The 25932-nt window shown below is 36.7% G+C and carries 12 protein-coding genes; all 12 read left to right on the top strand.

All coding sequences use genetic code 11. The features are described from left to right. The first annotated feature begins 204 nt into the window (after positions 1-204). The 12 genes from FF52_RS17105 (at position 205) to FF52_RS17050 (ending at position 25907) form a co-directional block, all read left to right on the top strand. Positions 205-1773: a glycoside hydrolase family 28 protein gene (locus FF52_RS17105; RefSeq protein WP_008467459.1), complete on the top strand. Its 1569-nt coding sequence runs from the start codon at positions 205-207 to the stop codon at positions 1771-1773. Between the two features lie 64 nt (positions 1774-1837). Next, positions 1838-2755: a glycoside hydrolase family 43 protein gene (locus FF52_RS17100; protein WP_008467457.1), complete on the top strand. Its 918-nt coding sequence runs from the start codon at positions 1838-1840 to the stop codon at positions 2753-2755. Positions 2756-2997: 242 nt separating this feature from the next. After that, a complete protein-coding gene (locus tag FF52_RS17095; protein ID WP_008467456.1) occupies positions 2998-4860 on the top strand; it encodes a hypothetical protein in 1863 nt (620 codons plus the stop codon). A 315-nt stretch (positions 4861-5175) separates the two neighbouring features. Then, positions 5176-7956 carry a glycoside hydrolase family 78 protein gene (locus FF52_RS17090; RefSeq protein WP_008467455.1) on the top strand — a complete coding sequence of 927 codons (2781 nt, stop codon included), beginning with the start codon at positions 5176-5178 and terminating at the stop codon, positions 7954-7956. A 195-nt stretch (positions 7957-8151) separates the two neighbouring features. Continuing rightward, positions 8152-9570 (top strand): acetylxylan esterase, encoded by a 1419-nt coding sequence (locus FF52_RS17085; protein ID WP_008467454.1) that lies wholly within the window; start codon positions 8152-8154, stop codon positions 9568-9570. 143 nt (positions 9571-9713) lie between these two features. Beyond that, positions 9714-12164, top strand: coding sequence for a glycosyl hydrolase family 95 catalytic domain-containing protein (locus tag FF52_RS17080; protein WP_008467453.1), 2451 nt, complete (start codon positions 9714-9716; stop codon positions 12162-12164). A 151-nt stretch (positions 12165-12315) separates the two neighbouring features. After that, positions 12316-13884, top strand: coding sequence for an MGH1-like glycoside hydrolase domain-containing protein (locus FF52_RS17075; RefSeq protein WP_008467452.1), 1569 nt, complete (start codon positions 12316-12318; stop codon positions 13882-13884). 259 nt (positions 13885-14143) lie between these two features. Continuing rightward, positions 14144-16894 carry a glycoside hydrolase family 78 protein gene (locus FF52_RS17070; protein ID WP_008467450.1) on the top strand — a complete coding sequence of 917 codons (2751 nt, stop codon included), beginning with the start codon at positions 14144-14146 and terminating at the stop codon, positions 16892-16894. A 144-nt stretch (positions 16895-17038) separates the two neighbouring features. Next, the gene (locus FF52_RS17065; RefSeq protein WP_008467448.1) at positions 17039-18184 is read left to right on the top strand and encodes a sialidase family protein; all 1146 of its coding nucleotides are present in this window, start codon (positions 17039-17041) and stop codon (positions 18182-18184) included. A gap of 156 nt (positions 18185-18340) precedes the next feature. Then, on the top strand, positions 18341-19225 hold the full coding sequence (locus tag FF52_RS17060) for a sugar phosphate isomerase/epimerase family protein (protein ID WP_008467445.1): 885 nt from the start codon (positions 18341-18343) through the stop codon (positions 19223-19225). 189 nt (positions 19226-19414) lie between these two features. Further along, entirely contained in the window at positions 19415-22144 is a 2730-nt protein-coding gene (locus tag FF52_RS17055) for a glycoside hydrolase family 20 zincin-like fold domain-containing protein (RefSeq protein WP_008467444.1), read from the top strand. Between the two features lie 241 nt (positions 22145-22385). Then, on the top strand, positions 22386-25907 hold the full coding sequence (locus tag FF52_RS17050; protein ID WP_008467443.1) for a malectin domain-containing carbohydrate-binding protein: 3522 nt from the start codon (positions 22386-22388) through the stop codon (positions 25905-25907). Positions 25908-25932: the final 25 nt, after the last annotated feature.

Here is a 25932-nt window from a genome sequence, read left to right as displayed (position 1 = left end):
GTGAAGTCGAAGGACCGCAATGATTGGACATAAAGTTTGATATAGCATACGCCCTTTTACTTCGCTCAGGGTGACAAAGAATGAGAATATAATACTCTCGCAGATTTTGCCGATAAAGCAGATAAAAAAAATCCATTTAATCTGTGGCAGAAAAAAAATCTGAACAATCTGCTAAATCTGCGAGAGAACAAAAAAAACACAACTATGAAAAACATACTAATAATACTCTGCTTCATAACCGGATTAAACACCACTTTCGCAAACGACGGCTGGTACAACATGCTAAAGGAAGGCGGAAACAACAAAGGAATAAAATGCACGCAAGCCATTCAGAATGCCATTGAAAAAGCATCTAAAAACGGCGGAGGAACTATCTTTTTTCCTGCTGGAGAATATTTAACCGGAGCTTTAACATTAAAAAGCAACATCACGATTCACTTAGATTCTGGAGCACTTTTAAAGTTTTCAGAGAACTTTGATGATTTTCTGCCTTACGTAGAAATGCGTTACGAAGGAATTGTAATGAAAAGTTTTCAACCTTTGTTTTATGCCAAAGATGTAGAAAATATCGCGATCACAGGAAGAGGTATAATCGATGGACAAGGTAAAGCTTGGTGGAATGAAGTATACCGAATTGAAACGGCAAAAGAACCGCTTCCTCCAACAAAATACCAAACCATGTGGGAAGAGCAAAACAAAGGCCTTTACACAGAACCATACTACAAAAGAACAGTTGATAAGAAATTTTTCAGACCTTCTTTTTTTCAAGCATATAACTGCAAAAACATTTTGATTGAAGGTGTTACTTTTAAAAATTCGCCTTTTTGGACGATTAACCCAGAGTTTTGTGATAATGTCAGAGTAACTGGAATTTCAATTTTTAATCCGCATTCACCAAATACAGACGGAATCAATCCTTCTTCTTGTACCAATGTTCACATTTCTGATTGTCATATCAGTGTTGGAGATGATTGTATTACTATTAAATCAGGAAGAGACGGCGACGGACGTAAATATGGAAAAGCAACAGAAAATGTAACGATTACAAACTGCACTATGTTAAGCGGTCACGGCGGAGTGGTTATTGGAAGCGAAATGTCAGGCGGAATCAAAAAAATCACGATTTCAAACTGTGTTTTTGACGGAACAGATCGCGGAATCCGTATCAAATCGGCTCGTGGAAGAGGTGGAGTTGTAGAAGATATTCGTGTGGATAATATTGTCATGAAAAATATCAAAGAGGAAGCAATTGTACTAAGTCTTTTCTATGATAAAGGTACCACAGTTGAGCCTGTAACCGAGAAAACACCGATTTTCAGAAACATTCATATGAGTAACATCACGGCTTCAAACGTAAACAAAGCTGGACAGATTTTGGGAATTACTGAAATGCCAATTCAAAACATTACTTTCTCTAACATCAATATGGACGGAAAAGAAGGTTTTACCGTAAGTACAACAACAGATGTTGAATTTCATGATGTAAAAGTAAACGCAACGGTTGGTTCTTCTTTCAAAATTTCAGATTCAAAAAATGTGATTTTAGATAATGTCGGTTCTTCAACAGCAATAAAAGGCGTTCCGGTTATTAAATTAGATAACGTTTCGAATGCGTTGATTAACAATAATTTTCCATTTAATCCAACCGATATTTTTATCGAAGCTGATGGAAAAGACAGCAAAAATATTTTCTTGAAAAATAATGTGTTTAACAACGTAACAACAAAGATTAAAAAAGGAGCTTCTCTAGATAAAAAAGCAATTACAGAATAATAAAATTGTCGAGTCAACTTTGTCAAAGTTCGAAAATCTGACAAAGTTGTAAACGGAACACAATATGAAAAAAATATTCATCATACTAACCCTTACGCTTTTTGCGATATCTTACGCACAGAAAGAGAAAGAACTCTATCTTTTTACGTCGTTTAGGGAACCAGCAACAGAAGGCTTGTATCTCGCATACAGCGAAGACGGTTACAACTGGAAAGGACTAGAAGGGTCATTTTTAAAACCCGAAATCGGAGCCAGTAAAATTATGCGTGATCCGTCAATTACAAAAGGAGCTGACGGAACCTATCACATGGTTTGGACAACCGATTGGAAAGGTGGAAATGGTTTTGGCTACGCAAGTTCAAAGGACTTAATTCATTGGTCAGAACAAAAATATATTCCGGTAATGAAAAATGAGCCTGAGGTTGTAAATGTTTGGGCACCAGAGATTTTTTATGATGATGTAAAAAAGGAATATATCATTATTTGGGCATCGACAATTCCGTTCCGATTTGAAAAAGGGGTGGAGGACGAGAAAAACAACCACAGAATGTATTACGTAACGACTAAGGATTTCAAAACGTTTTCAGATACAAAATTGTATTACGACCCAGGTTTTAGCGTAATTGATTGTGTGATTGTCAAAAAAGGAAAGAAAGATTATGTTTTGGTTTTAAAAGATAACACAAGACCAATGAGAAACATAAAAGTAGCTTTCGGAAAATCGCCTTTAGGGCCTTTTCAAAAAAAGTCTGAACCTTTGACAGAATATTTATCAGAAGGGCCAACAGTAGTGAAAGTCGATAAAAACTGGTTGCTGTATTATGATAATTACGGTTCAAAAAATTATAAAGCATTAAGCACAACAGATTTTGTTCATTTTGAAGATGTTTCGTCCAAAATAAGCCTTCCAGAAGGACACAAACACGGAACGATTACAACAATCTCTGCAGACGTTTTAAAAGGATTAATTGATAGAAAATAAAGAGTTTATTCTCAATAAGCCCCAGAGGGGTAAAATATTTATAGAATTTCAATAATAGATATAGAAAAAGCTCCAGCGGAGCGACATATATGATTATAGATTATAAAAAAAATATGCCACTCCTCCGGAGCTCTATATTGTAAACATTTATTCTTTGCTATAAATATTTCGCTTTTCCAAAGCTTACAAAAATGAAGCTACCCTTTTAGCTAGCTTTTTATTAGGATGAAAAAATAAATAAAATGATTACTTTCCAAAACATAAAAACCAACATCATCACAGTCACAATTCTTTTAGCTTGTACCGTTGTAAATGCTCAAAACGATACTGTTCGTTATGTTGGTAAAACACTTTCAAACATAGATTACCATCACGGACAGTTAAGTCCAGCAGTTGGAGTTCACGCCACACAAATTATGCGTGCTAGCCGTGAACACCCAGAAAAAGCAGATGGTTTCGGATGGACATACAACCACCAGCCAATGATGGCGTATTGGAATAATACTTTTTATCTGCATTATTTAAGTGATCCTTCTGGGGAACATATTCCGCCAAGCCAAACTTTATTGATGACATCTAAAGACGGTGTAACATGGACAAAACCAGAAGTGATTTTCCCGATTTATAGAATTCCTGACGGTTGGAAAAAAGAAGGTGTAGAAGGCATTGCCAAAAATCTGGATGCGATTATGCACCAGAGAATGGGTTTTTATACCTCAAAAGACAAACGACTTTTTGCTTTGGCTTATTACGGAATTGCCATGGATGAAAAAGATGATCCAAACGACGGAAAAGGAATTGGTCGTGTAATTCGTGAAATCAAGAAAGACGGAAGTTTTGGCGAAATCTATTTCATCAGATACAATAAAACTTGGGATAAATCGAAATCAAAATTCCCTTTTTATGCCGCATCAAAAGATAAAGGCTTGAAAAAAGCCTGCGAAGAAATTTTATCTGAACCACTAGTTTTACAACAATGGGTAGAAGAGGCTGATCGCGACGATGAACTGATTCCGTTGCAGAAACCTTACAAAGCATTTAGTTATTACCATTTGCCAAACGGAAATGTGGTGGGTTTATGGAAACATGCTTTAACTTCAATCAGTAGAGACGGCGGAAAATCGTGGGATTATATGCCATTACGTGCGCCAGGATTTGTAAACAGCAATGCTAAAATCTGGGGACAAAAAACGTCTGATAATCGTTATGCAACCCTTTACAATCCATCAGAATATCGTTGGCCTTTGGCGATTTCAACTAGTGATGATGGACTGAATTATAAAGATTTATTGTTAGTTCACGGAGAAGTAAGTCCAATGCGTTACGGCGGAAACTACAAATCGGCAGGCCCTCAATACGTTCGTGGAATCACAGAAAAAAATGGAACTCCGCCCGACGGAAAAATCTGGGTGGGTTACAGCATGAACAAAGAAGATATTTGGGTGGCATCGATTCCCGTTCCAGTAACTTCGGTGGTCACAGAACAAGCAAATGATGTTTTCAATACGCTTCCAGACGGAGAAGAATTAAAAATGTGGAATACGTACGATCTTTCATGGGCATCAACAAAAATCGAAAAGAAAGCCGATGGCAAAAAATGGCTGACTTTGAGAGACCAGGATTATTTTGATTATTCTCGTGCTGAAAGAGTAATTCCTTTTACATCAAAAATGGAAGCCATTTTTACAGTAAAACCGGAACAAAACAATCACGGTTTATTGCAGATTGAATTTCAAAACAAACAAGGTCTGCCTTCAGTAAGATTGGTTTTTGACAGCGACGGACAATTGAAAGTAAAAACGGGAGCACGTTTTAATACAATTGCTAAATACGAAGCCAATAAAACGTATAAAGTAGTTGTAAAATTAGATGCTAAAAACCGTCAATATACTGTAAAAGTAAATGACGAAAAAGAATCATCCAAGATATTTTATGCGCCAACAGATGGTTTTGAGCGGATTATGTTCCGTACAGGAGAGCAGAGACATAATCCAAATCCGGACACAGCGCCAGATACAGACGATTATGACGATTTGCCTCAAACCGGAAAATTAATTCCAGAAGCAGTATTTAATATTGAATCGTTGATTACTAGAAAATTGTAAAAGTTGAAATAGCCACGACCCGAGGGAAAGCGAACGGGCGAAGCAATTCACGAATTGTTTTTATAATCGATACCTAGTTTTTGTCATAAATTAATCGAATTATATTTTGGGTAAAAATTAGAGAAATAAAACACAAAGAATAATTAGATAAAATCCGTGAATTCGTGGCAAAAAAAATAGAACGAGAATGAAAATGATTTGCTATCACGAAGACGCAGATTTGCACGGATTTTATATTTTTAGACAAAAAAAATCGTTTTATCCGCGTCTTTACGAAGTAAATCCGTTTCATCAGCGTTCAATTTAAAAGTTATAATGAAGAATTTCAAAAACATATTATTAGGATTTAGCTTTTTAATCACTTTCATCTCGAATGGACAAATTTTGCCTGTACGTTTAACAACAGAAATGGCAGAAAACCCATTGGTAGTTGTGGAGAATCAACCGAGATTGAGTTGGCAATTGATTTCAAAAGAATCCAATGCATCGCAAATTGCCTATTTGATTTTAGTTGCCTCTTCTGAAGAAAAGCTAAATAATGACGATGGAGATATTTGGAATACAGGAAGAGTTAATACCGATAAAAACCTGCATATTGTTTATAACGGAAAGCCATTGAAAAGCGAAACCAAATATTTTTGGAAATTGAAAGTCTGGAATCAGGAAGGTAAAGTTTCAAAATGGAGTAAGAATGCTTCTTTTAGAACTGCTCCGTTAGAATCAGATTTAAATCCAACTTGGATTGGTGCGATTACAAAAGCAGACAGTCATTTGCCGGAAGGAAGAACCTATCACACAGCCACTTTCAATAGAGAAAAAAAGAATTCGTTTATCAATGCTTCCGATTCTTTGGCGCGAAGAAGTATCATGCTTCGTAAACCTTTCGAAGTTGAAAAAGCAGTCAAAGAAGCCTTTGTTTATATTTCAGGTTTAGGACATTACGAATTGACAATCAACGGTAAAAAAGTGGGCAACAGTCAATTTGCTCCACTTTGGACAGATTATGATAAAACGGTTAATTACAACGTTTACGAATTAAGCGCAAAAGATTTTCAAAAAGGCGATAACGTAATTGGCGTTTTGTTAGGAAACGGAATGTACAATACGCTTGCCGAAAGATATACCAAATTCTTCGTGAGTTTTGGTCCGCCGACTTTATTCTTCAAAATGAAAATCAAATACAATGATGGCTCGGAAGAAATTGTAAAATCAGATGGAACTTGGAAATACAGTAAAAGTCCGATTACCTACAACAGTATTTTTGGGGGAGAAGATTACAATGCTAACCTAGAACAAAAAGGCTGGGGAAATAAAGGTTTCAAAGATAGAGATTGGAAAAAAGTTGTCGTTCAAGAGGCCCCAAAAGGAGTTTTAAGACCACAAACTGCTCCGCCAGTTACAATTCAAAAACAATACGAAGTTAAAACGGTAAAAGAGCTCAAACCGAATTTCTATGTTTTTGATATGGGACAGAATCTTTCTGGATTTCCAACGATTAAAGTAAAGGGAAAAAGAGGACAGTCGATTCGTGTTTGGGTTGCGGAAGGATTAAATGAAGAAGGTACAATCGCACAAGGAAGATCTGGAAAACCCTATTATTACGACTATACTTTAAAAGGTGATGGAATAGAAGAATGGACGCCAAAATTCAGTTATTATGGATATCAGTATGTTCAGATTGAAAGCATTAATTATAAAGAAGATAAGAATAAGGAACTTCCAACTTTGGTTGATTTAAAATCAAATTTCATTTACAATTCGGCTGGAGAAGCGGGAAGTTTTGCATGTTCAAATGAGATATTCAATAAAACACACGAACTGATCAATAACTCGATAAAAAGTAATTTCCAAAGCGTTTTTACCGATTGTCCGCAACGTGAAAAGTTAGGCTGGCTGGAAGAAATTCAATTGAATGGCCCAGGTTTGATGTTCAATTATAATTTGCAGACTTTCTTTCCTGCAACGATGCAGAATATTTCTGATTCACAGCGTGATAATGGTTTAATCCCGACAATTGTTCCCGAATATGTAATCTTTGGAGGTGATTTTACCGATTCTCCAGAATGGGGCGTAACAGGCGTGATTTTGCCTTGGATGTACTATGAATATTACGGAGATGTTTCATTATTAGAGAAATATTTTCCTGTAATGAAGAAGTATGTGGATTATTTAGGAACCAAAGCGACAAACAACATCGTTTCTCACGGATTAGGCGATTGGTACGATTACGGAACACATGCAGCTGGATATTCAAAAAATAGTCCGATTGCGCTTTCGGCGACTTCGCATTATTATTACGGAGCTTATTTGACGGCCAAAGCAGCTAAATTATTAGGCAAAACCGAAGATTTTGAAAAATACAATGCATTGGCTTCGGAGATTAAAACAGCTTTCAATAAGGAGTTTTTCAACGAAGAAACTAAACAATACGGAACCAATAGTCAGTTTAGCAATGCTGTTCCAATTTTTATGGACATTGTAGAACCGCAGTATAAAGAGGCAGTTATGCAGAATCTTTTAGCCGATATCAAAGAAAAAGGAGATCGTCTGACAACGGGAGATGTTGGAAATCGTTACTTATTCCAAACTCTGGCACAGAACGGCGAAAACGAAACGATGTACAGAATGCATAATCATTACGATGCACCAGGTTATGGTTTTCAGATTAAATTTGGCTTGACCACTTTAACAGAACAATGGGATCCGAGAAAAGGAAATTCGTGGAATCACTTTATGTTAGGACAGATCGAAGAATGGTTTTACCAAAGTTTAGCCGGAATCAAGTCGGATCTTGACAAACCGGGTTTCAAACACTTTTTTATTCAGCCAGAAGTGGTTGGTGATATGACTTTTGCGAAAGCTGAATATCAATCGGTTTACGGAAAAATTGCTTCTTCTTGGGAGAAAAAAGACGGCAAATTTATTTTGAATGTTAGAATTCCTGTGAATACGACAGCTACGATAAAACTTCCTGTTTCTAAAAGTTCTGAAATAAAAATTAATGATAAAAGGGCTAGAGCAAGTTTTAATGAAAAAGATAAAAAACAGATTTTAGAATTAGGTTCAGGAGTTTATACAATAGAATGTCAATTGTAATTATGAATTATAATTAAGCTCAAAAAAAAAAAAAGAGAATCAATTGCCTCCAGCTTTAGCTGGAGGTTCAAAACAAGACAAGTGAAAGGGCTTTAGCCAAATGAATAAGTTAGGCTAAAGATAATTTAGAAATCAATTTGTTTTCCTCCAGCTAAAGCAGGAGGCAATTCAAAAAATGTGTTGAATTATATCAAAATGAAAAAAATAAAATACATCTTAATAGTTTCCATTTTTGCTTTGACATTTGCTCATGCGCAAAGTACTTCTGATACTAATTTTAGAAAACCGGTATCAGAAACGCTTAAAAAAATAGAGACGGTTTTTAACGTAACCATCAACGATGACAGAGGTTTGTTGAAAGGAAAAGAACTGGACTATGCCGATTGGAGAATTGAACCGGGAAACCTGCCGCTTTCGCTGACAAATATTTTAGCACCGTTTGAATTGATGTATTTCAAACAGCCAGACGGAATCTACATCATTCGTAAATATGAAAACCATAAAGTTTCGGTAGATAAAGGAAAAGAACGCTTATTTTATTTAGAAAGCCTTTATTCAACTAAAGAAGAATGGGAAAAACGTAAAACGGAGTTAAAAGCTTGTATGATAACCTCATTTGGATTAGAAAAGGCTCCCCCAATGCCAAAATCTAAACCACTTTTAACTCCAAAAAGAATCTACAAAGACTATAGTGTCGAAAATATTGCTTTGGAAATCCTGCCTGGGGTTTATGCTACAGGATCGATTTACAAACCGTATCCGTTAAACAAAAAAGCAGCTGTTATTCTAACTCCTGACGGACATTTTGGTGACGGAAGATATAGAAAAGACGAGCAGTACAGATGTGCGATTATGGCAAAAATGGGTGCAATTGTTGTAGCTTACGACTTATTTGCGTGGGGAGAATCGTTATTGCAGTTTCCTGAAGAAACGCACAGAAACAGCATCGCATCTACCGTTCAAGTTTTGACTGGAATTCGTTTTCTGGATTATTTAGCAACGGTTAAAAATGCGGATATGTCAAGAGTTGGTGTTACTGGAGGCTCTGGCGGAGGTTCGCATACGATGTTTTTGGCAGCGATTGATGATAGAGTGAAAGTTTCGGCTCCGGTTGTAATGGTTTCATCACACTTTTCAGGCGGTTGCCCTTGCGAAAGCGGACGCGGCATTCACTTATGCGGAAACGGAACTAATAACGCCGAAATTTCAGCAATGATGGCGCCAAAACCGCAATTGATTGTTTCGGATGGAAAAGATTGGACATTGGCGGTTCCAGAATTGGAATTTCCTTTTATCCAAAGAACGTATGAATTGTACGGAAAGAAAGATTTAGTAGAGAATGCCCATTTTGCCAAAGAAGGACATGATTTCGGAATCTCTAAGCGCATGGCTTTGTACCCGTTTATGGCGAAATATTTAGATCTAGATTTGAATAAAGTGAAAAACGATAAAGGCGAAATTGACGAATCAACTTGTGTGATTGAACCAAAAGAAAAGTTGCTGGTTTTTGGAGATAAAGGCGAAAAACTGCCTAAAAATGCTCTGAAAGACATCAACAAATTATATGAAATGTTCGGAGAAAAAAATCTGAAAGTTTGCGAAGTTAAAAAATAGCCACGGATTCACGAATTATTTTTTATATACGATGCTTTTTGTTTTAAATTACTTGAATTCAGGGTTTTGGTGAAAATTGGAGAAATAAAACGCAAATAATAATTAGAGCAAATTCGTGAATTCGTGGCGAAAAAAAATATACTATGAAGTTAAAAATTAAAATAACGGCGATTTGTCTTGGGATTTTTACCATAACTGCAACCGCTCAAAACGATCTGAAATTATGGTACGATAAACCTGCGTCTATTTGGAACGAAGCTTTGCCTTTGGGCAACGGACGTTTAGGCGCAATGGTTTTTGGTGATCCAGCAGTGGAACGTTTGCAATTGAACGAAGAAACGATTTGGGCGGGTTCTCCAAACAGTAATGCGCATACAAAATCAATCGAGGCTTTGCCAAAAGTGAGACAGTTGATTTTCGAAGGAAAATTTGATGAAGCGCAGGATTTGGCTACCAAAGATATCATGTCGCAAACCAATGACGGCATGCCGTATCAGACTTTCGGAAGCGTTTATATTTCATTCAACGGACATCAAAAATATACCGATTATTATCGTGACTTAGACATCAGCAATGCTACGGCAAAAGTAAAATACAAAGTAAACGGAGTTGAATTTACAAGAGAAATTCTAACCGCATTTTCAGATCAGGTCATTGTGATGAAGCTTTCTGCGAGCAAACCAGGACAGATTACTTGTAACGTTTTCATGAACAGTCCGATTGATAAAACGGTAACTTCGACAGAAGGAAATCAGATTATACTTTCTGGAACGGGAACTAACTTTGAAAATGTAAAAGGAAAGGTAAAATTTCAAGGAAGGCTTACAGCTAAAAACAAAGGCGGAGAAATTGACGCAAGCAATGGCGTTTTAAGTATTAACAAAGCAGATGAAGTGATTTTATACATTTCTATTGCAACAAACTTCAAAAACTATAAAGATATTTCTGGAGATGAAATTGCAAAAAGCAAAGACTATTTAGCGAAAGCGGAAATAAAAGATTTTGAAAACATAAAAAAAGCGCATGTTGACTATTACCAAAAATTCTTCAACAGAGTGGCTTTAGATTTAGGTTCAAACGAATTGGTAAAGAAACCAACAAACGAAAGAATCAGAGATTTTTCGAAACAATTCGATCCGCAGTTAGCCTCTTTGTATTTCCAATTCGGGCGTTATCTTTTAATTTCAAGTTCTCAGCCGGGCGGGCAGCCAGCGAATTTGCAAGGAATTTGGAACGATATGGTCACTCCGCCTTGGGACAGTAAATATACCACAAACATCAATGCCGAAATGAATTACTGGCCGGCACAAGTAACTAACTTGCAGGAATTGCACGAGCCGTTTGTGCAAATGGCAAAAGAGTTAGCCATTACAGGCGCAGAAACTGCGAGAATGATGTACAATGCCAACGGATGGGTTTTACACCACAACACCGATATTTGGCGCGTAACCGCTCCCGTAGATTCTGCTGCTTCAGGAATGTGGCCGACTGGTGGTGCTTGGGTTTGTCAGGATTTATGGGAAAGATATTTATATACAGGCGATAAAAAATATTTAGCAGAAATTTACCCAATCATGAAAGGCGCCGCTGATTTCTTTTTGGATTTCATGATTGTGGATCCAAACACAGGATATTTGGTTGTAGTGCCTTCAAGTTCTCCAGAAAACACACACGCTGGCGGAACTGGAAAATCAACAATTGCATCGGGAACAACAATGGACAATCAGCTAATTTTTGATTTGTTTACGCACGTTATGGAGGCTTCTGCATTGATTTCACCAGATGCAGCTTATGTGAAAAAAGTAAGCGAAGCTTTGGCTAAAATGCCTCCAATGAAAATTGGAAAACACAGTCAGTTACAAGAATGGCAGGACGATTGGGACAATCCGAAAGACAATCACAGACACGTTTCGCATTTATACGGATTATACCCAAGTAATCAGATTTCGCCAATAAAAACACCTGAATTATTTGAAGCAGCAAAACAATCCCTGATTTACAGAACAGACGAATCTACGGGCTGGTCAATGGGATGGAAAGTGAATTTATGGGCAAGATTGTTAGAAGGAAATCACGCTTATAAATTGATTCAGGATCAATTACATTTGGTAACAGCAGATCAAAGAAAAGGTGGCGGAACGTATCCGAATATGTTAGATGCGCATCAGCCTTTCCAAATTGATGGAAATTTTGGTTGCACTGCTGGTTTTGCCGAAATGCTGATGCAGAGCCAGGAAGATGCGATTCAGTTACTGCCTGCTTTGCCAACGGTTTGGAAAGACGGAAGCATAAAAGGTTTAGTAGCAAGAGGCGGTTTTGTAATCGATATGACTTGGAAGAACAATAAAGTTTCGGAGTTGAAAATCTATTCTAAAATTGGAGGAAATTGCCGATTGAAAGTGGAAAATACTTTAAAAGGTTCTTCGCTTAAAAAAGCAAAAGGGAAAAATACAAATCCGTTGTTTTATGATGTAGAAGTGAAGAAACCGATTATTTCGAACGAAGCAAAACTGGAGAAAGTAAAACTGCCAAATTACAATATTTACGATGTGAATATGAAAGCTGGGCAGACGTATGTTTTTACAGGGAATTAATATAAAATTAAGTCTAGTTTGTCATTCAGAGGAACGAGGAATCGCACTCGAAACTCGTCAAAGAAAAGCCAAACTGTGTAGATAAACTAGTGTGATTTCTCCTTACGTCGAAATGACAAAACTGTGAGAAAAGATATAAATTATAAAAATCATGTTGACAAATTTCAAACATAAAATAATAACACTTTCAATAGTAATCGCTTGTATAAACAGTGGTTGCAAATCTGGTGCAGGATCTTCACAATTAGGAAAATCGGCTATTTTAAAAGAAAAAAACTTCAAACATTATGTGGATTATTTCAACACGATGGAAGATGAGAATTTAAAATTTGCGATTCCGAATGACAGTGCTTGGGCTTGGATGGAAAAGAATATTCCGTTGTTTGAATGTCCACAGCAGAATTTTGAGGAGATTTATTATTATCGATGGTGGACAGCTCGAAAACACATTAAAAAAACACCGCTAGGTTTCGGGATTACAGAGTTTTTGGTAGACCGTTCATACGCCGATAAATACAATTTGATTGCTTGTGCTTTGGGACATCATATAAACGAATTCAGATGGGTTCATGATCCAAAATACATCGAGCAGGATGTGAAAATTTGGTACCGAGGAAATGATGGAAAACCAATGAATAAATTGTATAAATTCAGCAGTTGGACAGCCGACGCTTTATACAATCGTTATTTGGTGAATAAAGATGAAAAGTTCTTATTGGATTTGTATCCAGACATGGTTACAGATTATGCCGTTTGGGAAAAAGACCGCCAGCGCAAAGATGGTTTGTTTTGGCAGCATGACGTAAAAGACGGAATGGAAGAGTCTTTAAGCGGAGGACGAAAAGTTCAAAATGCAAGACCAACGATTAACAGTTATATGTATGGCAATGCAGTAGCGATTTCTAAAATGGCTGCTATGAAAGGTGATAAAGAAACGGAAGTAAAGTTCAAAGCTAAAGCTGATGAGCTACAGCAGTTAGTAGAAACAAAATTGTGGAATCCTAAAAGTGAATTCTTTGAAACTTTAACACAAAAAGATACGCTGGCGCAAGTTCGCGAGGCCATAGGATTTATTCCGTGGTATTTTAATCTTCCTGAAAAAGGAAAAGGTTTTGAAAAAGCTTGGGAACAGATTAAGGATGAAAAAGGATTTTCGGCTCCGTTTGGTTTGACAACCGCAGAACGAAGAAGTCCGCGTTTTAGGACTCATGGAACAGGAACTTGTGAGTGGGATGGTGCCATCTGGCCTTTTGCAAGTTCACAGACGTTAACAGCTTTGGCGAATGTTTTGAATAATTATAATCAGGATTTTGTTGGTAAAACGGATTATTTTAAACAAATGGAATTGTACGTACAATCGCAGTATTACAGAGGAAAACCTTATATTGGAGAATATTTAGATGAGACTACGGGATATTGGTTAATGGGCGATAGAGAAAGAAGCCGTTATTATAATCATTCGACTTTCAACGATTTAATGATTACAGGATTGGTTGGTTTACGCCCAAGAGAAGATGAAAAGATTGAAGTAAATCCTTTGATTCCGCAAGAAAAATGGGATTGGTTTTGTCTGGATAATGTTTTGTATCACGGCAATATTATTACCATTCTTTGGGATAAAACAGGAGAAAAATATAAAAAAGGAAAAGGATTTAGAATCTTTAAAAACGGGAAGGAAATTGCAGTTTCTGAGAAATTGGAGCGAGTTGTTTCTGAGTAAAACTTCAATGTTAACGGTTAGTTTGTCATTTCGACGCAAGGAGAAATCGCACACGCAAATCGACAAAGATTGGAGACATGGATTGTAGAAATTCTGGTGCGATTTCTCCTTCGTCGAAATGACAAAATGAACATAAAATTTACTCTCGCAGATTTTGCAGATTGAGCAGATTACTATTTTGCTATTTAAAAAATCTCCTAAATCTGCAAAATCTGCGAGAGACAAAAAAATCTAAAGCCAAAAGCTTAAAAATACAATCATGAAAAAGTTTTTTTTACATCTTACACTAATCATTTTGCTTTTTACCATTTCGATGAAAGCCCAAAACAAAATAATTGTAAGTGACTTAAAATGCGAAATGCTGACCAATCCAGAAGGAATTGATGTTTTACAGCCAAGATTAAGCTGGAAAATAAAAGCAGATATTAATGATGTAAAACAAACGGCGTATCAAATTATTGCTTCTTCAAGTTTAGAGAAATTGAATGCTGGAAATGGTGATTTATGGGATAGCGGGAAAGTGCAAAGTGATGCTTCTATAAACGTAATTTACAACGGAAAAAAACTAAAAGACCGACAAGACGTTTACTGGAAAGTAACTGTTTTTACCAATAAAGGTGAAGCTCAATCAAAAGAAAATGCTCATTTCAGTATCGGGATTTTGACTTATGCCGACTGGAAATCGACTCGATGGATTGGTTATGAAAAAACTTCAAAGGGAGATAGTATTTCCCAGTATTCGAGATTATCAGCTAGATATTTACGAAAAGAAATCGACTTAAAAAAGAAAGTCAAAAATGCCAAGGTCTATATCATGGGAATGGGCTTGTATGAGCTATACATTAACGGAAATAAAATTGGAGATCAGGTTTTGGCACCCGTTCCGACCGATTATACCAAGAATGTAAAATACAATGTTTTTGATGTGACTTCGCAGTTACAGGAAGGAAAAAATGCGTTAGGAACGATTTTAGGAAACGGACGTTTTTTTACCATGCGTCAGGATTATAAACCGTATAAAATCAAAACTTTTGGTTATCCGAAAATGGCTTTGCAGTTATTTGTAGAATATACGGATGGGAGCAAAGATGTGATTCGCACAGATGATACTTGGAAAATTACAACTGATGGACCAATCCTATCCAACAACGAATACGACGGAGAAGAATACGATGCCCGCAAAGAAATGAAAGGCTGGAATACCATCAATTTTGATGATAAAAAATGGCTTTCGGCAGAATACGTTCAGGAACCAGGCGGATTCTATGAAGGACAGATGTCGGCTAATATGAAAGTGAAGCGTGAAGTAAAACCGATTTCAATCAAACAAACACCAAAAGGAACTTATATCTTGGATATGGGACAAAATATGGTGGGCTGGCTGCAATTGAAAGTGAAAGGAAATGCGGGTGATAAAATCACGATGAAGTTTGCTGAATCTTTACAGCCAGACGGTTCGTTGTACATTGCCAATCTTCGTGATGCCAAAACAACTGATATTTATACTTTAAAAGGCGAAGGGGAAGAAGTTTGGGAACCTCGCTTTGTTTTTCACGGATTCAGATTTGTAGAGATTTCAGGATTTAAAAGCAAACCCGCTTTAGAAAATTTTATTGGGAAAGTGGTTTATGATGATATTGCAACAATAGGAACTTTCGATTCTTCAAATCCGATGATGAATCAGATTTTTAAGAATGCGTGGTGGGGAATCAGCGGGAATTACAAAGGAATGCCGATTGATTGTCCGCAAAGAAACGAGCGTCAGCCTTGGTTGGGAGACAGAACAACGGGAGCTTACGGAGAAAGTTTTTTATTTGATAATCAGACTTTATATGCAAAATGGCTGGACGATATTAAAAATTCACAAACCATAGATGGCGGAATTCCAGATGTGGCACCTGCTTTCTGGCGTTATTACGGGGATAATGTGACGTGGCCGGGAACGTATATTACCGTTGCAGATATGCTGTATCAACAGTTTGGAGATGCGAAAGTGGTGGAAAAACAATATCCGTACATGAAAAAATGGATGGATTATATGGAAGAAAATTATTTGGTCGATGATATTATGACCAAAGATAAATACGGCGATTGGTGCGTTCCGCCTGAATCCTTAGAATTAATTCGTTCGAAAGATCCTTCTCGTTTAACTGATGGGGAATTGATTTCAAGCGCTTTTTATTATCAGCTTTTAAATATCATGAGAAAGTTTGCTGTGATTGCAAATGCTCAAAATGATATCAAACATTATGGTGAATTAGCTTCACGAATTAAAAAAGCATTTAATACCAAATATTTCAATGCATCAAAAAATAATTATGCTAATAATACAGTAACGGCTAATTTACTGCCTTTGACTTTCGGAATGGTTCCAGAAGAATTAAAGCAAAAAGTTTTTGAAAATCTGGTGCACGAAGTGGAAGTAACCAAAAACGGTCATGTCAGCACAGGCGTTATCGGAACACAGTTTTTAATGAGAACGTTGACTAATTTCGGTCGTGGCGATTTGGCTTTCAAATTGGCATCCAACAAAACCTATCCAAGTTGGGGTTATATGGTCGAAAATGGTGCAACTACGATTTGGGAACTTTGGAACGGAAACACGGCAGATCCGGCTATGAATTCGCAAAACCACGTGATGCTTTTAGGTGATTTATTGATTTGGTATTACGAAAATATGGCAGGAATCAAAAGCAATCCTGAAACTCCGGGTTTCAAGCAAATCATCATGAAACCAGATTTCAATGCGGGATTGACTTATGTAAATGCTTCTTACGAATCGGCTTACGGAACAATTAAAAGCGATTGGAAAAAAGATAAAAAAGGTCTGGTTTGGAATATTGCTATTCCAGCCAATACTTCTGCAATTGTTTATCTTCCTACAAGCGAAGCTCCGGCTGTTTCTATTAATAAACAAAAGCTGGATAAAACTTCTTATACTTATTTTATAGAAAAAAATCAGATAGCAGCTACACTTTCGTCAGGAAATTTTGCGATTAACGTTAAATAAGAGGCATTTTTAATAATTCGGGACAGTACAGGATACATTGTTAATTTTTCAGTGTTATTTTTACACTTATTAAATATTTTTACCTAAAAAAATGCTAGGTATATATTTATAGCCAGAAAAAATAATTCATAATTTAAATTGATAATGAAGGTAACAAAATTAGCATTTGTCTTGTTTGGACTTATCCTTTTAGGAAGTTGTAAATCGGCTTTAGAGAAAAAGACTTGGAAAGAAGGGATTTTAGTAGATCAGTTTGTTTACGATAAAGCACCTTATCCGTCTTGTCACGCGATTACAATCGTCGAAGCTACAAATGGTGATTTAGTTGCTTCTTGGTTTGGAGGAACTCACGAAAGAAATCCTGATGTCTGCATTTATGTTGCCATCAAACCAAAAGGAAGCGATACTTGGAACGAGGGCATAAAAGTTGCCGATGGCGTGATGAAAGACGGACCAAGATTACCAACTTGGAATCCGGTGTTATATCAAATTCCGGGTGGCGATTTAATGCTTTTCTACAAAATCGGACCAAAACCATCAGAATGGTGGGGTGTAATCAGAACTTCATCTGATGGCGGAAAAACTTGGTCAGAGGCGAAAAAAATGCCTGATGGTTTCTTAGGGCCAATCAAAAATAAACCCGTTTTATTAAGCAACGGAACTTTATTGTGTCCGTCAAGTATCGAAGGCGATGGCTGGAGATTACGCATGGAATCTACTCCAGATTTCGGTAAAACCTGGGTAATGGGTGACACACTTCCAAGAGGAAAACAAAAAATCAATGCCATTCAGCCAAGTATTTTATTTCATAAAGACGGAAGCATTCAGGCTATCGGAAGAACTAGAAACAGAGCTATTTTTAGCACTTTCTCAAAAGACAACGGAAAAACTTGGTCAAATGTTGAGTTAATCGGACTACCAAATAACAACTCAGGAACTGATGCTGTAACTTTAAAAGATGGAAGACATTTACTAGTTTACAACCACGTTTTGCCTCCAGGAAAAGAAGCTAAAGGGCCACGAACTCCTTTAAACGTTTCGGTTTCAAAAGATGGAATTCACTGGAACGCAGCTTTGGTTTTAGAAGATTCAAAAATCAGCCAATACTCTTATCCATCGATCATTCAGAGTTCAGACGGAATGGTGCATATCGTTTATACTTGGAGAAGAGAAAAGCTGAAATACGTAAAAGTTGATCCGAGTAAATTAGTGGCGCTTCCAATTAAAAACGGAATCTGGCCAGGCGAAGAAGGAAAAGTGGTGACAGCGGTAAAAGCGGAAGAAGAATAAATGAATTGAACCATTAAGAGATTAAGAAAGTTAAGTTGCTGTGTTTAATATATTTTTAAAGAACATTAAGCTTAACTTTCTTAATCTTCTAATGCAGAAATAATAAAAGTATTTAAGCTTAATTTCCTTAATATCTTAATGGTAAAACCAATTAACATGAAGCTAAATAAAAACTTAATTGTTGCAATACTTGTTCTTGTAGCATCAACATTCAACAGCTGTGCAACGGCTCAGTTTTCGAATAAAAAGCAGAAATATAAAGTGGCGGTTTGCGACTGGATGATTTTAAAAAGACAAAAACTAGGCGCTTTTGGTTTGGCTTCTGAAATAAAAGCGGACGGAATCGAACTGGATATGGGAGGTTTAGGAAATCGCCCGACTTTTGACAGCAAACTAGGCGATCCTGTAGAAAGACAAAAATTCTTGGACAAATCAAAAGAAACTGGAGTTGGAATCAGTTCGATAGCGATGTCTGGATTTTATGCACAATCATTTGCAACAAGAGAAATTACTCCAATGATAACAGATTGTATTCAGGCAATGAAAAACATGAAAGTAAAAGTGGCCTATCTTCCACTAGGAACTCAAACCGATTTGGTTAAGAATCCTGAATTACGTCCGGAAGTAATTAAAAGACTGCAATGGGCAGGAAAAGAAGTGGGTAAAATAGGAGGAGTTATCGCAATTGAAACTTCTTTGAGCGCGACAGACGAGAAAAAACTTTTAGACGAAATCGGTTCAAAATACATTAAAAGCTCTTTCAACTTTGCGAATGCTTTAGACAATAAAAGAGATATTTCTTCAGAATTAAAGATATTAGGAAAGAAATATTTAGCGCAGATTCACGCTTCCAATACCGATCAATTTTGGTTAGAAAACGATCCTGTGATCGATATGCCAAAAATCAAACAGACTTTGGACGAAATGAAATGGAGCGGATGGCTGATTGTAGAGCGTTCAAGAGACGTGACACAAGTACACAATGTAAAAGCCAATTACGGAGCAAATGTGGCTTATTTGAAGAAGATTTTTCAGAATTAATTTTTTTTAGCCACAGATAAAATGATTAAAATGATTTTTTAATCTGTGGAAATCTTTTATCCCGATAGCTATCGGGAGTGGCAAAAGAATCAATATAAAATCTGCCAAATCTGCTGAATGTGCGAGAGATAATTTTTTCACGCAGATCTAGCAGATTATTTTAGAATGAATACCCAAAAACAGCATACCATGAAATATTTACAATTACTTTTTTTATGTCTTTACGTTTCTTTCGCGACAGCACAAAACATCACAATTGTTAGTGATGCCAATTCGCCTAGAGCAAAATTTGGCGCAGAGAAATTATCTGAAACACTTACAGCAAAAGGTTTCAGCGTAACGTCTTCTGCTAAATTCAAAAAATCAAAAGATAATGTAATTGTAATAGGAGAAAAAGGAACTGACTTTTGGAAGAAAAATGCTAAAAGCGCTAAAATCGACGATAGCAAATTAACCAAGAAGGAAGGTTTTCAGATTCGTACTCAGAATAATGTAATTTATGTTGAAGGAACAGATGCAAGCGGAACATTATATGGCGCATTAGAATTGGCAGACAGAATCAAAAATTCAGGTCAGCTTCCGTCAGAAATCAATATTGAAGACAGTCCGGAAATGGTTTTACGTGGCGCTTGTATCGGAATGCAGAAACCGGTTTATCTTCCAGGTCGCGATGTTTACGAATATCCGTATACGCCAGAAACTTTTCCTTGGTTTTATGATAAAGCGCTTTGGATTAAATATTTAGATATGCTGGTAGAAAACCGCATGAATTCTTTGTATTTATGGAATGGACATCCTTTTGCATCTTTAGTAAAATTAAAAGAATATCCGTTTGCAGTTGAAGTAAGTGATGAAGATTTCAAAAAGAACGAAGAAATCTATAAATTCTTGACGGTTGAAGCCAACAAACGTGGAATTTGGGTCATTCAGATGTTCTATAACATTCTTGTTTCTAAACCATTTGCAGAGCATTACAATATTAAAACACAAGATCGTTCTAGACCTATTACGCCATTATTGTCAGATTACACCAGAAAATCTATTGCCGCTTTTATCGAAAAATATCCAAATGTGGGTTTAATGGTTTGTTTGGGGGAAGCAATCAATACGGTTGATGACGACGTAGAATGGTTTACCAAAACGATTATTCCAGGTGTTCGCGATGGTTTGCAGGCATTAGGAAAAACAGAAGAACCTCCGATTATTTTACGCTCTCATGATACAGACGGACCTTTGGTAATGGAAAAATCGCTTCCATTATATAAGAATCTCTATACTGAAAGTAAATATACGGGTGAATCTTTAACGACTTACACTCCAGGCGGACCTTGGGGAGAAACGCACAAACAACTGAGCGCTCTAAAATCGATCCATATTGAGAATGTTCACATTTTAGCCAATTTGGAACCTTTCAGATACGGTTCGCCCGACTTCATTCAGAAAACGGTAAAAGCCATGCACAACATTCATGGAGCAAATGCACTGCATTTATATCCGCAGGCGTCGTATTGGGACTGGCCTTATTCAGCAGATAAAACAAAATCAGGCGAACGTTTATTAGAAATGGATCGCGACTGGATTTGGTACAAAGCTTGGGCAAGATATGCTTGGGACAGTAAAAGAGATAGAAACGAAGAAGTTCAGTTTTGGGATAAAGATTTAGCGAAGAAATTCGGAACAAGTCAAGAAGCTGCCAATAACATTTTAAAAGCTTATGAAGAAACAGGAGAAATTGCTCCAAAAACACTTAGACGTTTCGGAATCACAGAAGGAAACAGGCAGACTTTATTGCTAGGAATGTTCGAAAGCCAATTGGTAAATCCATCAAAATGGAGAGTGTATCCTGGATTCCACGAATCTTGCGGGCCTGCGGGAGAATTGCTTTTGGAATATGCTAAAAAAGAATGGAACAAAGAACCGCATTCTGGCGAACTACCAACGCAGATTATTGCTGAAATTACAGAGCACGGAAGACTGGCTGTTGAAGCCATTGATAAAGCCGAAGCAAGTGTAACAAAAGACAAAGAAGAATTTGCGCGTCTTAAAAATGACATTCACGCTTATAAAGCTTTCGCCGATTTCTTCTCAGAAAAAGTAAAAGCAGCTTTATTGGTTTTAAGATACAGTTATTCCAACGATATTGTCGATTTAGATACAGCTTTGCCTCATTTAGAAAAAAGCATCGAGTACTATGAATTATTGGTAAACTTGACAAAAGATACGTATTACTATGCCAACAGTATGCAGACTGCTCAACGCCGAATCCCAATTGGAGGAGACGACGGAAACAACAAAACGTGGGCTGAATTATTACCACACTACGAACGAGAATTGGCTAATTTCAAAAGAAATTTAGAAAAGCTAAAAGCATCAAAAGATGGTAAAATTGAAACCAAAGAAGGAAAACCTTGGAAAACTGCTGATGTAACTTTTATCGACGAAAAACCGGGAAGTTATTTAGTAAAAACAGGAACAAAAGTATATGGAACAGATATTTCGGAATTAACGAAAATTGCTCCAGAGCTTCAAAATTTAAGAGGATATTCGTTTGTAGAAAATGAGCAAAACGAAAAAGGAACGCATTTGAAGTTTAGAAACACAAAAGCGGTTAAATTAGTGGTGGGGTATTTCAATTCAGATCAAAAGAGATTTTTATTACCGCCGAGTTTGGAAACTGATGCTGCAGGAAATGCTCATGGCCAAGCCGAAGTTATTCTAGCAAGTGCCATGAATTTAAAAGAGCTTCCAAGAGTAAATATTCATACGTATACTTTCCAGCCAGGCGAGAATAAATTAGATTTAGGAAAAGGAAGGGTATTGATTTTAGGTTTTATCGACGCAGATCAAACCATAACACCACGTGATGTAGGCTATATCGATGCAGGAGAAAAAGCAGCTATTGACTGGTTGTTTTATTAAAGACAATGTTAAACCTAACAGGTTTTTAAAACCTATCAGGTTTATTCAGGAAGTATAAGCACAACTTGTCATCCCGAGAAACGAGGGATCTCTGCAAGAAGCTCGACAACAGTTTGTCGAAATTTCCTATGCGGAGCTACTTGCGGAGATTTCTCCTCATGTCGAATGACAAAAAAAGCGAGACAACTTCGTAGAAATAAAAACTTAAATTACCTTATATATCTTATATGGTTTAGAAAATATGAATAAAATAGTTTTTTTTATTTTTTGTTTTTTCTCAAGTTTTTGCTCTGTTTGGAGTCAGAGCAAAGATTCGGGGAAGTTTCGTAAAGAAATTTCGCTGAATTCATCTTGGGAGACCGTAATACTGGATAATCTTCCGCTGAAAGAAGAAGATTTTGTAGAAAATCCAAAAACTGGTTCCAATTGGCAAAAGGTTAGTGTGCCTCACAATTGGGATCAGTATTATGGTTTCAGAAGAACAAAACATGGAAATTTGCACGGTACTGCTTGGTACAAAAAAACATTAAAACTCGACAAAACTGCTGCTGGAAAAAGACTTTTTTTGTTTTTTGAAGGCGTTAGTTCTTACGGGACAGTTTGGGTAAACGGCAAAAAAGTGGGCGAGCACAAAGGTGGGCGAACCACTTTTACGCTTGATATTACCAAATCTGTTTCTTTAGAAAAAGAAAACCAGATTCTGGTAAAAGCATCGCATCCTTCCTTTATTGCCGATTTGCCTTGGGTTTGCGGAGGCTGTTCGGGTGAATGGGGATTTTCAGAAGGTTCTCAGCCAATGGGAATTTTTAGGCCTGTTACTTTGGTCATTACAAACGATGTTAGAATTGAGCCTTTTGGCATTCATATTTGGAATGATAAATCGGTTTCAAAACAAAAAGCAATTCTTCATACAACTACAGAAGTCAAGAATTACAGTACTTCAGACCGAAATTTGACGATCGAAAATATTCTTTTGGATGCCTCAGGAAAGAAAGTTGTTATTATAAAAAGCGACAACAAAATCAATTCGGGAGAAACAAAAGAAATAGCACAGACACTTCCTGAGATTCAGAATCCAAAATTGTGGTCGCCATCCAGTCCGTATTTGTATAAATTGGTTACTTCAGTTTATGAAAACGGAAAAATAATCGATCAGTTGACAACTTCTTATGGAATCCGTTGGGTGAGCTGGCCAGTAAGTCGTGATGGAAAAGACAATCGTTTTTTCATTAATGACGAGCCTGTTTTTATAAACGGAGTTTGCGAATACGAACATTTGATTGGAAAAAGCCATTCGTTTTCAGGTGAAATGATTCATTCCAGAATCGAACAAATTAAAGCTGGCGGATTTAATGCTTTTAGAGAAGCACACCAGCCTCATAATTTATTATATCAAAAAGAATTAGACGAAAACGGAATCTTATTCTGGAGTCAGTTTTCAGCACATATTTGGTACGATACGCCCGAATTCAAAGAAAATTTTAAAACTCTGTTGCGAGAATGGATTAAAGAACGCAGAAACAGTCCATCTGTCGTAATGTGGGGATTACAGAACGAAAGTACAATTCCAAAGGAATTTGCAGAAGAATGCACGCAGATTATCCGAGAAATGGATCCGTTATCAGCATCGCAAAGAATTGTAACCACTTGTAACGGTGGAGAAGGAACCGATTGGAATGTCGTTCAAAATTGGTCAGGAACTTATGGCGGGGATCCTCTAAAATATCATTTGGAAATGACCACTCAATTGCTAAACGGTGAATACGGAGCATGGCGTTCTGCCGATTTGCATACAGAAGGCGAATTTGACCAAAAAGGAATTTTAAGCGAAAACCGTTTTTCTCAGCTAATGGAAATTAAAGTCCGTGAAGCCGAATCGGTAAAAGATAAAATTGCTGGTCAGTTCAACTGGCTTTTTGCTTCGCACGAAAATCCGGGACGTGTACAAAACGGAGAAGGTTTTAGAGATATTGATAAAGTTGGACCCGTAAATTACAAAGGGCTTTTTACGATTTGGGGCGAGCCTTTGGATGCGTTTTACATGTATCGAGCGAAATATGTTTCCAACAAAACGAATCCGATGGTCTATATCGTTTCGCATACTTGGCCAAGCCGTTGGGAAAAACCGGGAATCAAAAACGGAATCGATATTTACTCGAATTGCGATGAAGTAGAATTGTTCAACGATGTGAATAAAGTTTCACTTGGAAAACTTAAAAATCCAGGGATTGGACAGCATTTTCAATTTAATAATGTCAATGTTCAGTACAATGTTTTATATGCGGTTGGATATGTAAACGGAAAAGCGGTTGCAAAAGATTATATTGTTTTGAATAATCTGCCTAAAGCGCCAAATTTAGAATCTCTGGTTGCTGATAAAAATGATATTTTAAAACCCAATAAAAGTTACAATTATCTTTACCGAGTAAACTGTGGCGGCTCTGAATTGAGAGATAGTTCTGGAAATGTTTGGTCAGCAGATAGACACAAAAGCGGACAAAATACCTGGGGTTCGCTATCATGGACCGATAATTTTGAAAAATTGCCAGACTTTTTTGCAAGCCAAAGAAAAACTTTTGACCCAATAAACGGAACAAAAGATCAGGAATTATTTCAAAGTTTTAGATACGGAGTTGATAAACTGCGTTACGAATTTCCTGCGCCTGACGGAGAATATTTAGTAGAATTATACTTTACAGAGCCGTGGTACGGAACTGGTGGCGGAATGGACTGCAAAGGCTGGCGTTTGTTTGATGTAGCAATCAACAATAATGTAGTTTTAAAAGATTTTGATATTTGGGCAGAAGTTGGACACGACAATGCCTTGAAGAAAACATTCGTTATAAAAAGCGTTAACGGAAAAATTGTGATTTCGTTTCCAAATGTAAAAGCTTCACAGGCGATTATTTCTGCAATTGCGATTGGAACAAAGAATAAAAGTATTAAGCCAGTAGAAGAATCATCAAGCAATATTCAGAATGTAAGTTTAGATTATAAAGACTTTAAAATAGGTTCTTGGCTAGATATTAATTCAAAACAATATTTAGATTCAGAAGTGAGTTTTACCGAATTGCCTTCAGAGATTTTTGGTGCAGATTATTTACAGTTTTCAATTAATTCTAAAAATAAAGGTTCGTTTACCGCAAAAGAAGAATCGACGATTTATGTTTTAGTTGACGATAAATCGCAAACATTAAACGGGCTTTCGGATTATAAAAAAATTGAAGAAAAAGCGAAAAACAGCAACGGAATTTCATTTGATGTTTTCACTAAAAAAGTAAAGAAAGGTGACAAGGTTCTTTTTGATAATGGAGAAACAATCTCTACCATTGTGGTCGTTCCAACTTACGACATGGGCGAAAAAGACGATTCGAGACCTGTTGTAATCATCGAAGCTGAAAAGACAAAAACGACCGGAGACGGAATCGAAAAAGGAAATTTCAAAAAAGCTGATTATGTCGAATTCACAAAAAAGACCAATAATAGCATCGAGTTTGAAGTAAAACCTGGCGTTGCAGGAATCTATTTAATGCGTTTCCGTTTTATGAATCGGAATGAAGTGCCGATGAAAGTGAAATTCAAAATGGAAGATGCCTACGGAATTTTAATGCGAAATGATACTATTGAATTTTTCTCTTCGCCTGAAAAATGGAAGATTTTGAATACAACATCGGGAGGTTATATCAATGCGGGAACGTATAAAATTACACTGGAAGGTGATGATTTGAAGGGATTAATGTTGGATAATTTTGAGTTTCAGTAGGTTTTTTTAGAGGGACAAAGTGACA

The sequence above is a fragment of the Flavobacterium sp. F52 genome, assembly GCF_000278705.1.
GTDB lineage: Bacteria > Bacteroidota > Bacteroidia > Flavobacteriales > Flavobacteriaceae > Flavobacterium > Flavobacterium anhuiense.
This window is presented reverse-complemented; position numbering and strand designations above follow the sequence as displayed.

Excerpts from the sequence above, each read along its gene's own strand:
- FF52_RS17105 (WP_008467459.1), top strand. The coding sequence starts at position 205 with ATGAAAAACATACTAATAATACTCTGCTTCATAACCGGATTAAACACC.
- FF52_RS17100 (WP_008467457.1), top strand. The coding sequence starts at position 1,838 with ATGAAAAAAATATTCATCATACTAACCCTTACGCTTTTTGCGATATCT.
- FF52_RS17095 (WP_008467456.1), top strand. The coding sequence starts at position 2,998 with ATGATTACTTTCCAAAACATAAAAACCAACATCATCACAGTCACAATT.
- FF52_RS17090 (WP_008467455.1), top strand. The coding sequence starts at position 5,176 with ATGAAGAATTTCAAAAACATATTATTAGGATTTAGCTTTTTAATCACT.
- FF52_RS17085 (WP_008467454.1), top strand. The coding sequence starts at position 8,152 with ATGAAAAAAATAAAATACATCTTAATAGTTTCCATTTTTGCTTTGACA.
- FF52_RS17080 (WP_008467453.1), top strand. The coding sequence starts at position 9,714 with ATGAAGTTAAAAATTAAAATAACGGCGATTTGTCTTGGGATTTTTACC.
- FF52_RS17075 (WP_008467452.1), top strand. The coding sequence starts at position 12,316 with ATGTTGACAAATTTCAAACATAAAATAATAACACTTTCAATAGTAATC.
- FF52_RS17070 (WP_008467450.1), top strand. The coding sequence starts at position 14,144 with ATGAAAAAGTTTTTTTTACATCTTACACTAATCATTTTGCTTTTTACC.
- FF52_RS17065 (WP_008467448.1), top strand. The coding sequence starts at position 17,039 with ATGAAGGTAACAAAATTAGCATTTGTCTTGTTTGGACTTATCCTTTTA.
- FF52_RS17060 (WP_008467445.1), top strand. The coding sequence starts at position 18,341 with ATGAAGCTAAATAAAAACTTAATTGTTGCAATACTTGTTCTTGTAGCA.
- FF52_RS17055 (WP_008467444.1), top strand. The coding sequence starts at position 19,415 with ATGAAATATTTACAATTACTTTTTTTATGTCTTTACGTTTCTTTCGCG.
- FF52_RS17050 (WP_008467443.1), top strand. The coding sequence starts at position 22,386 with ATGAATAAAATAGTTTTTTTTATTTTTTGTTTTTTCTCAAGTTTTTGC.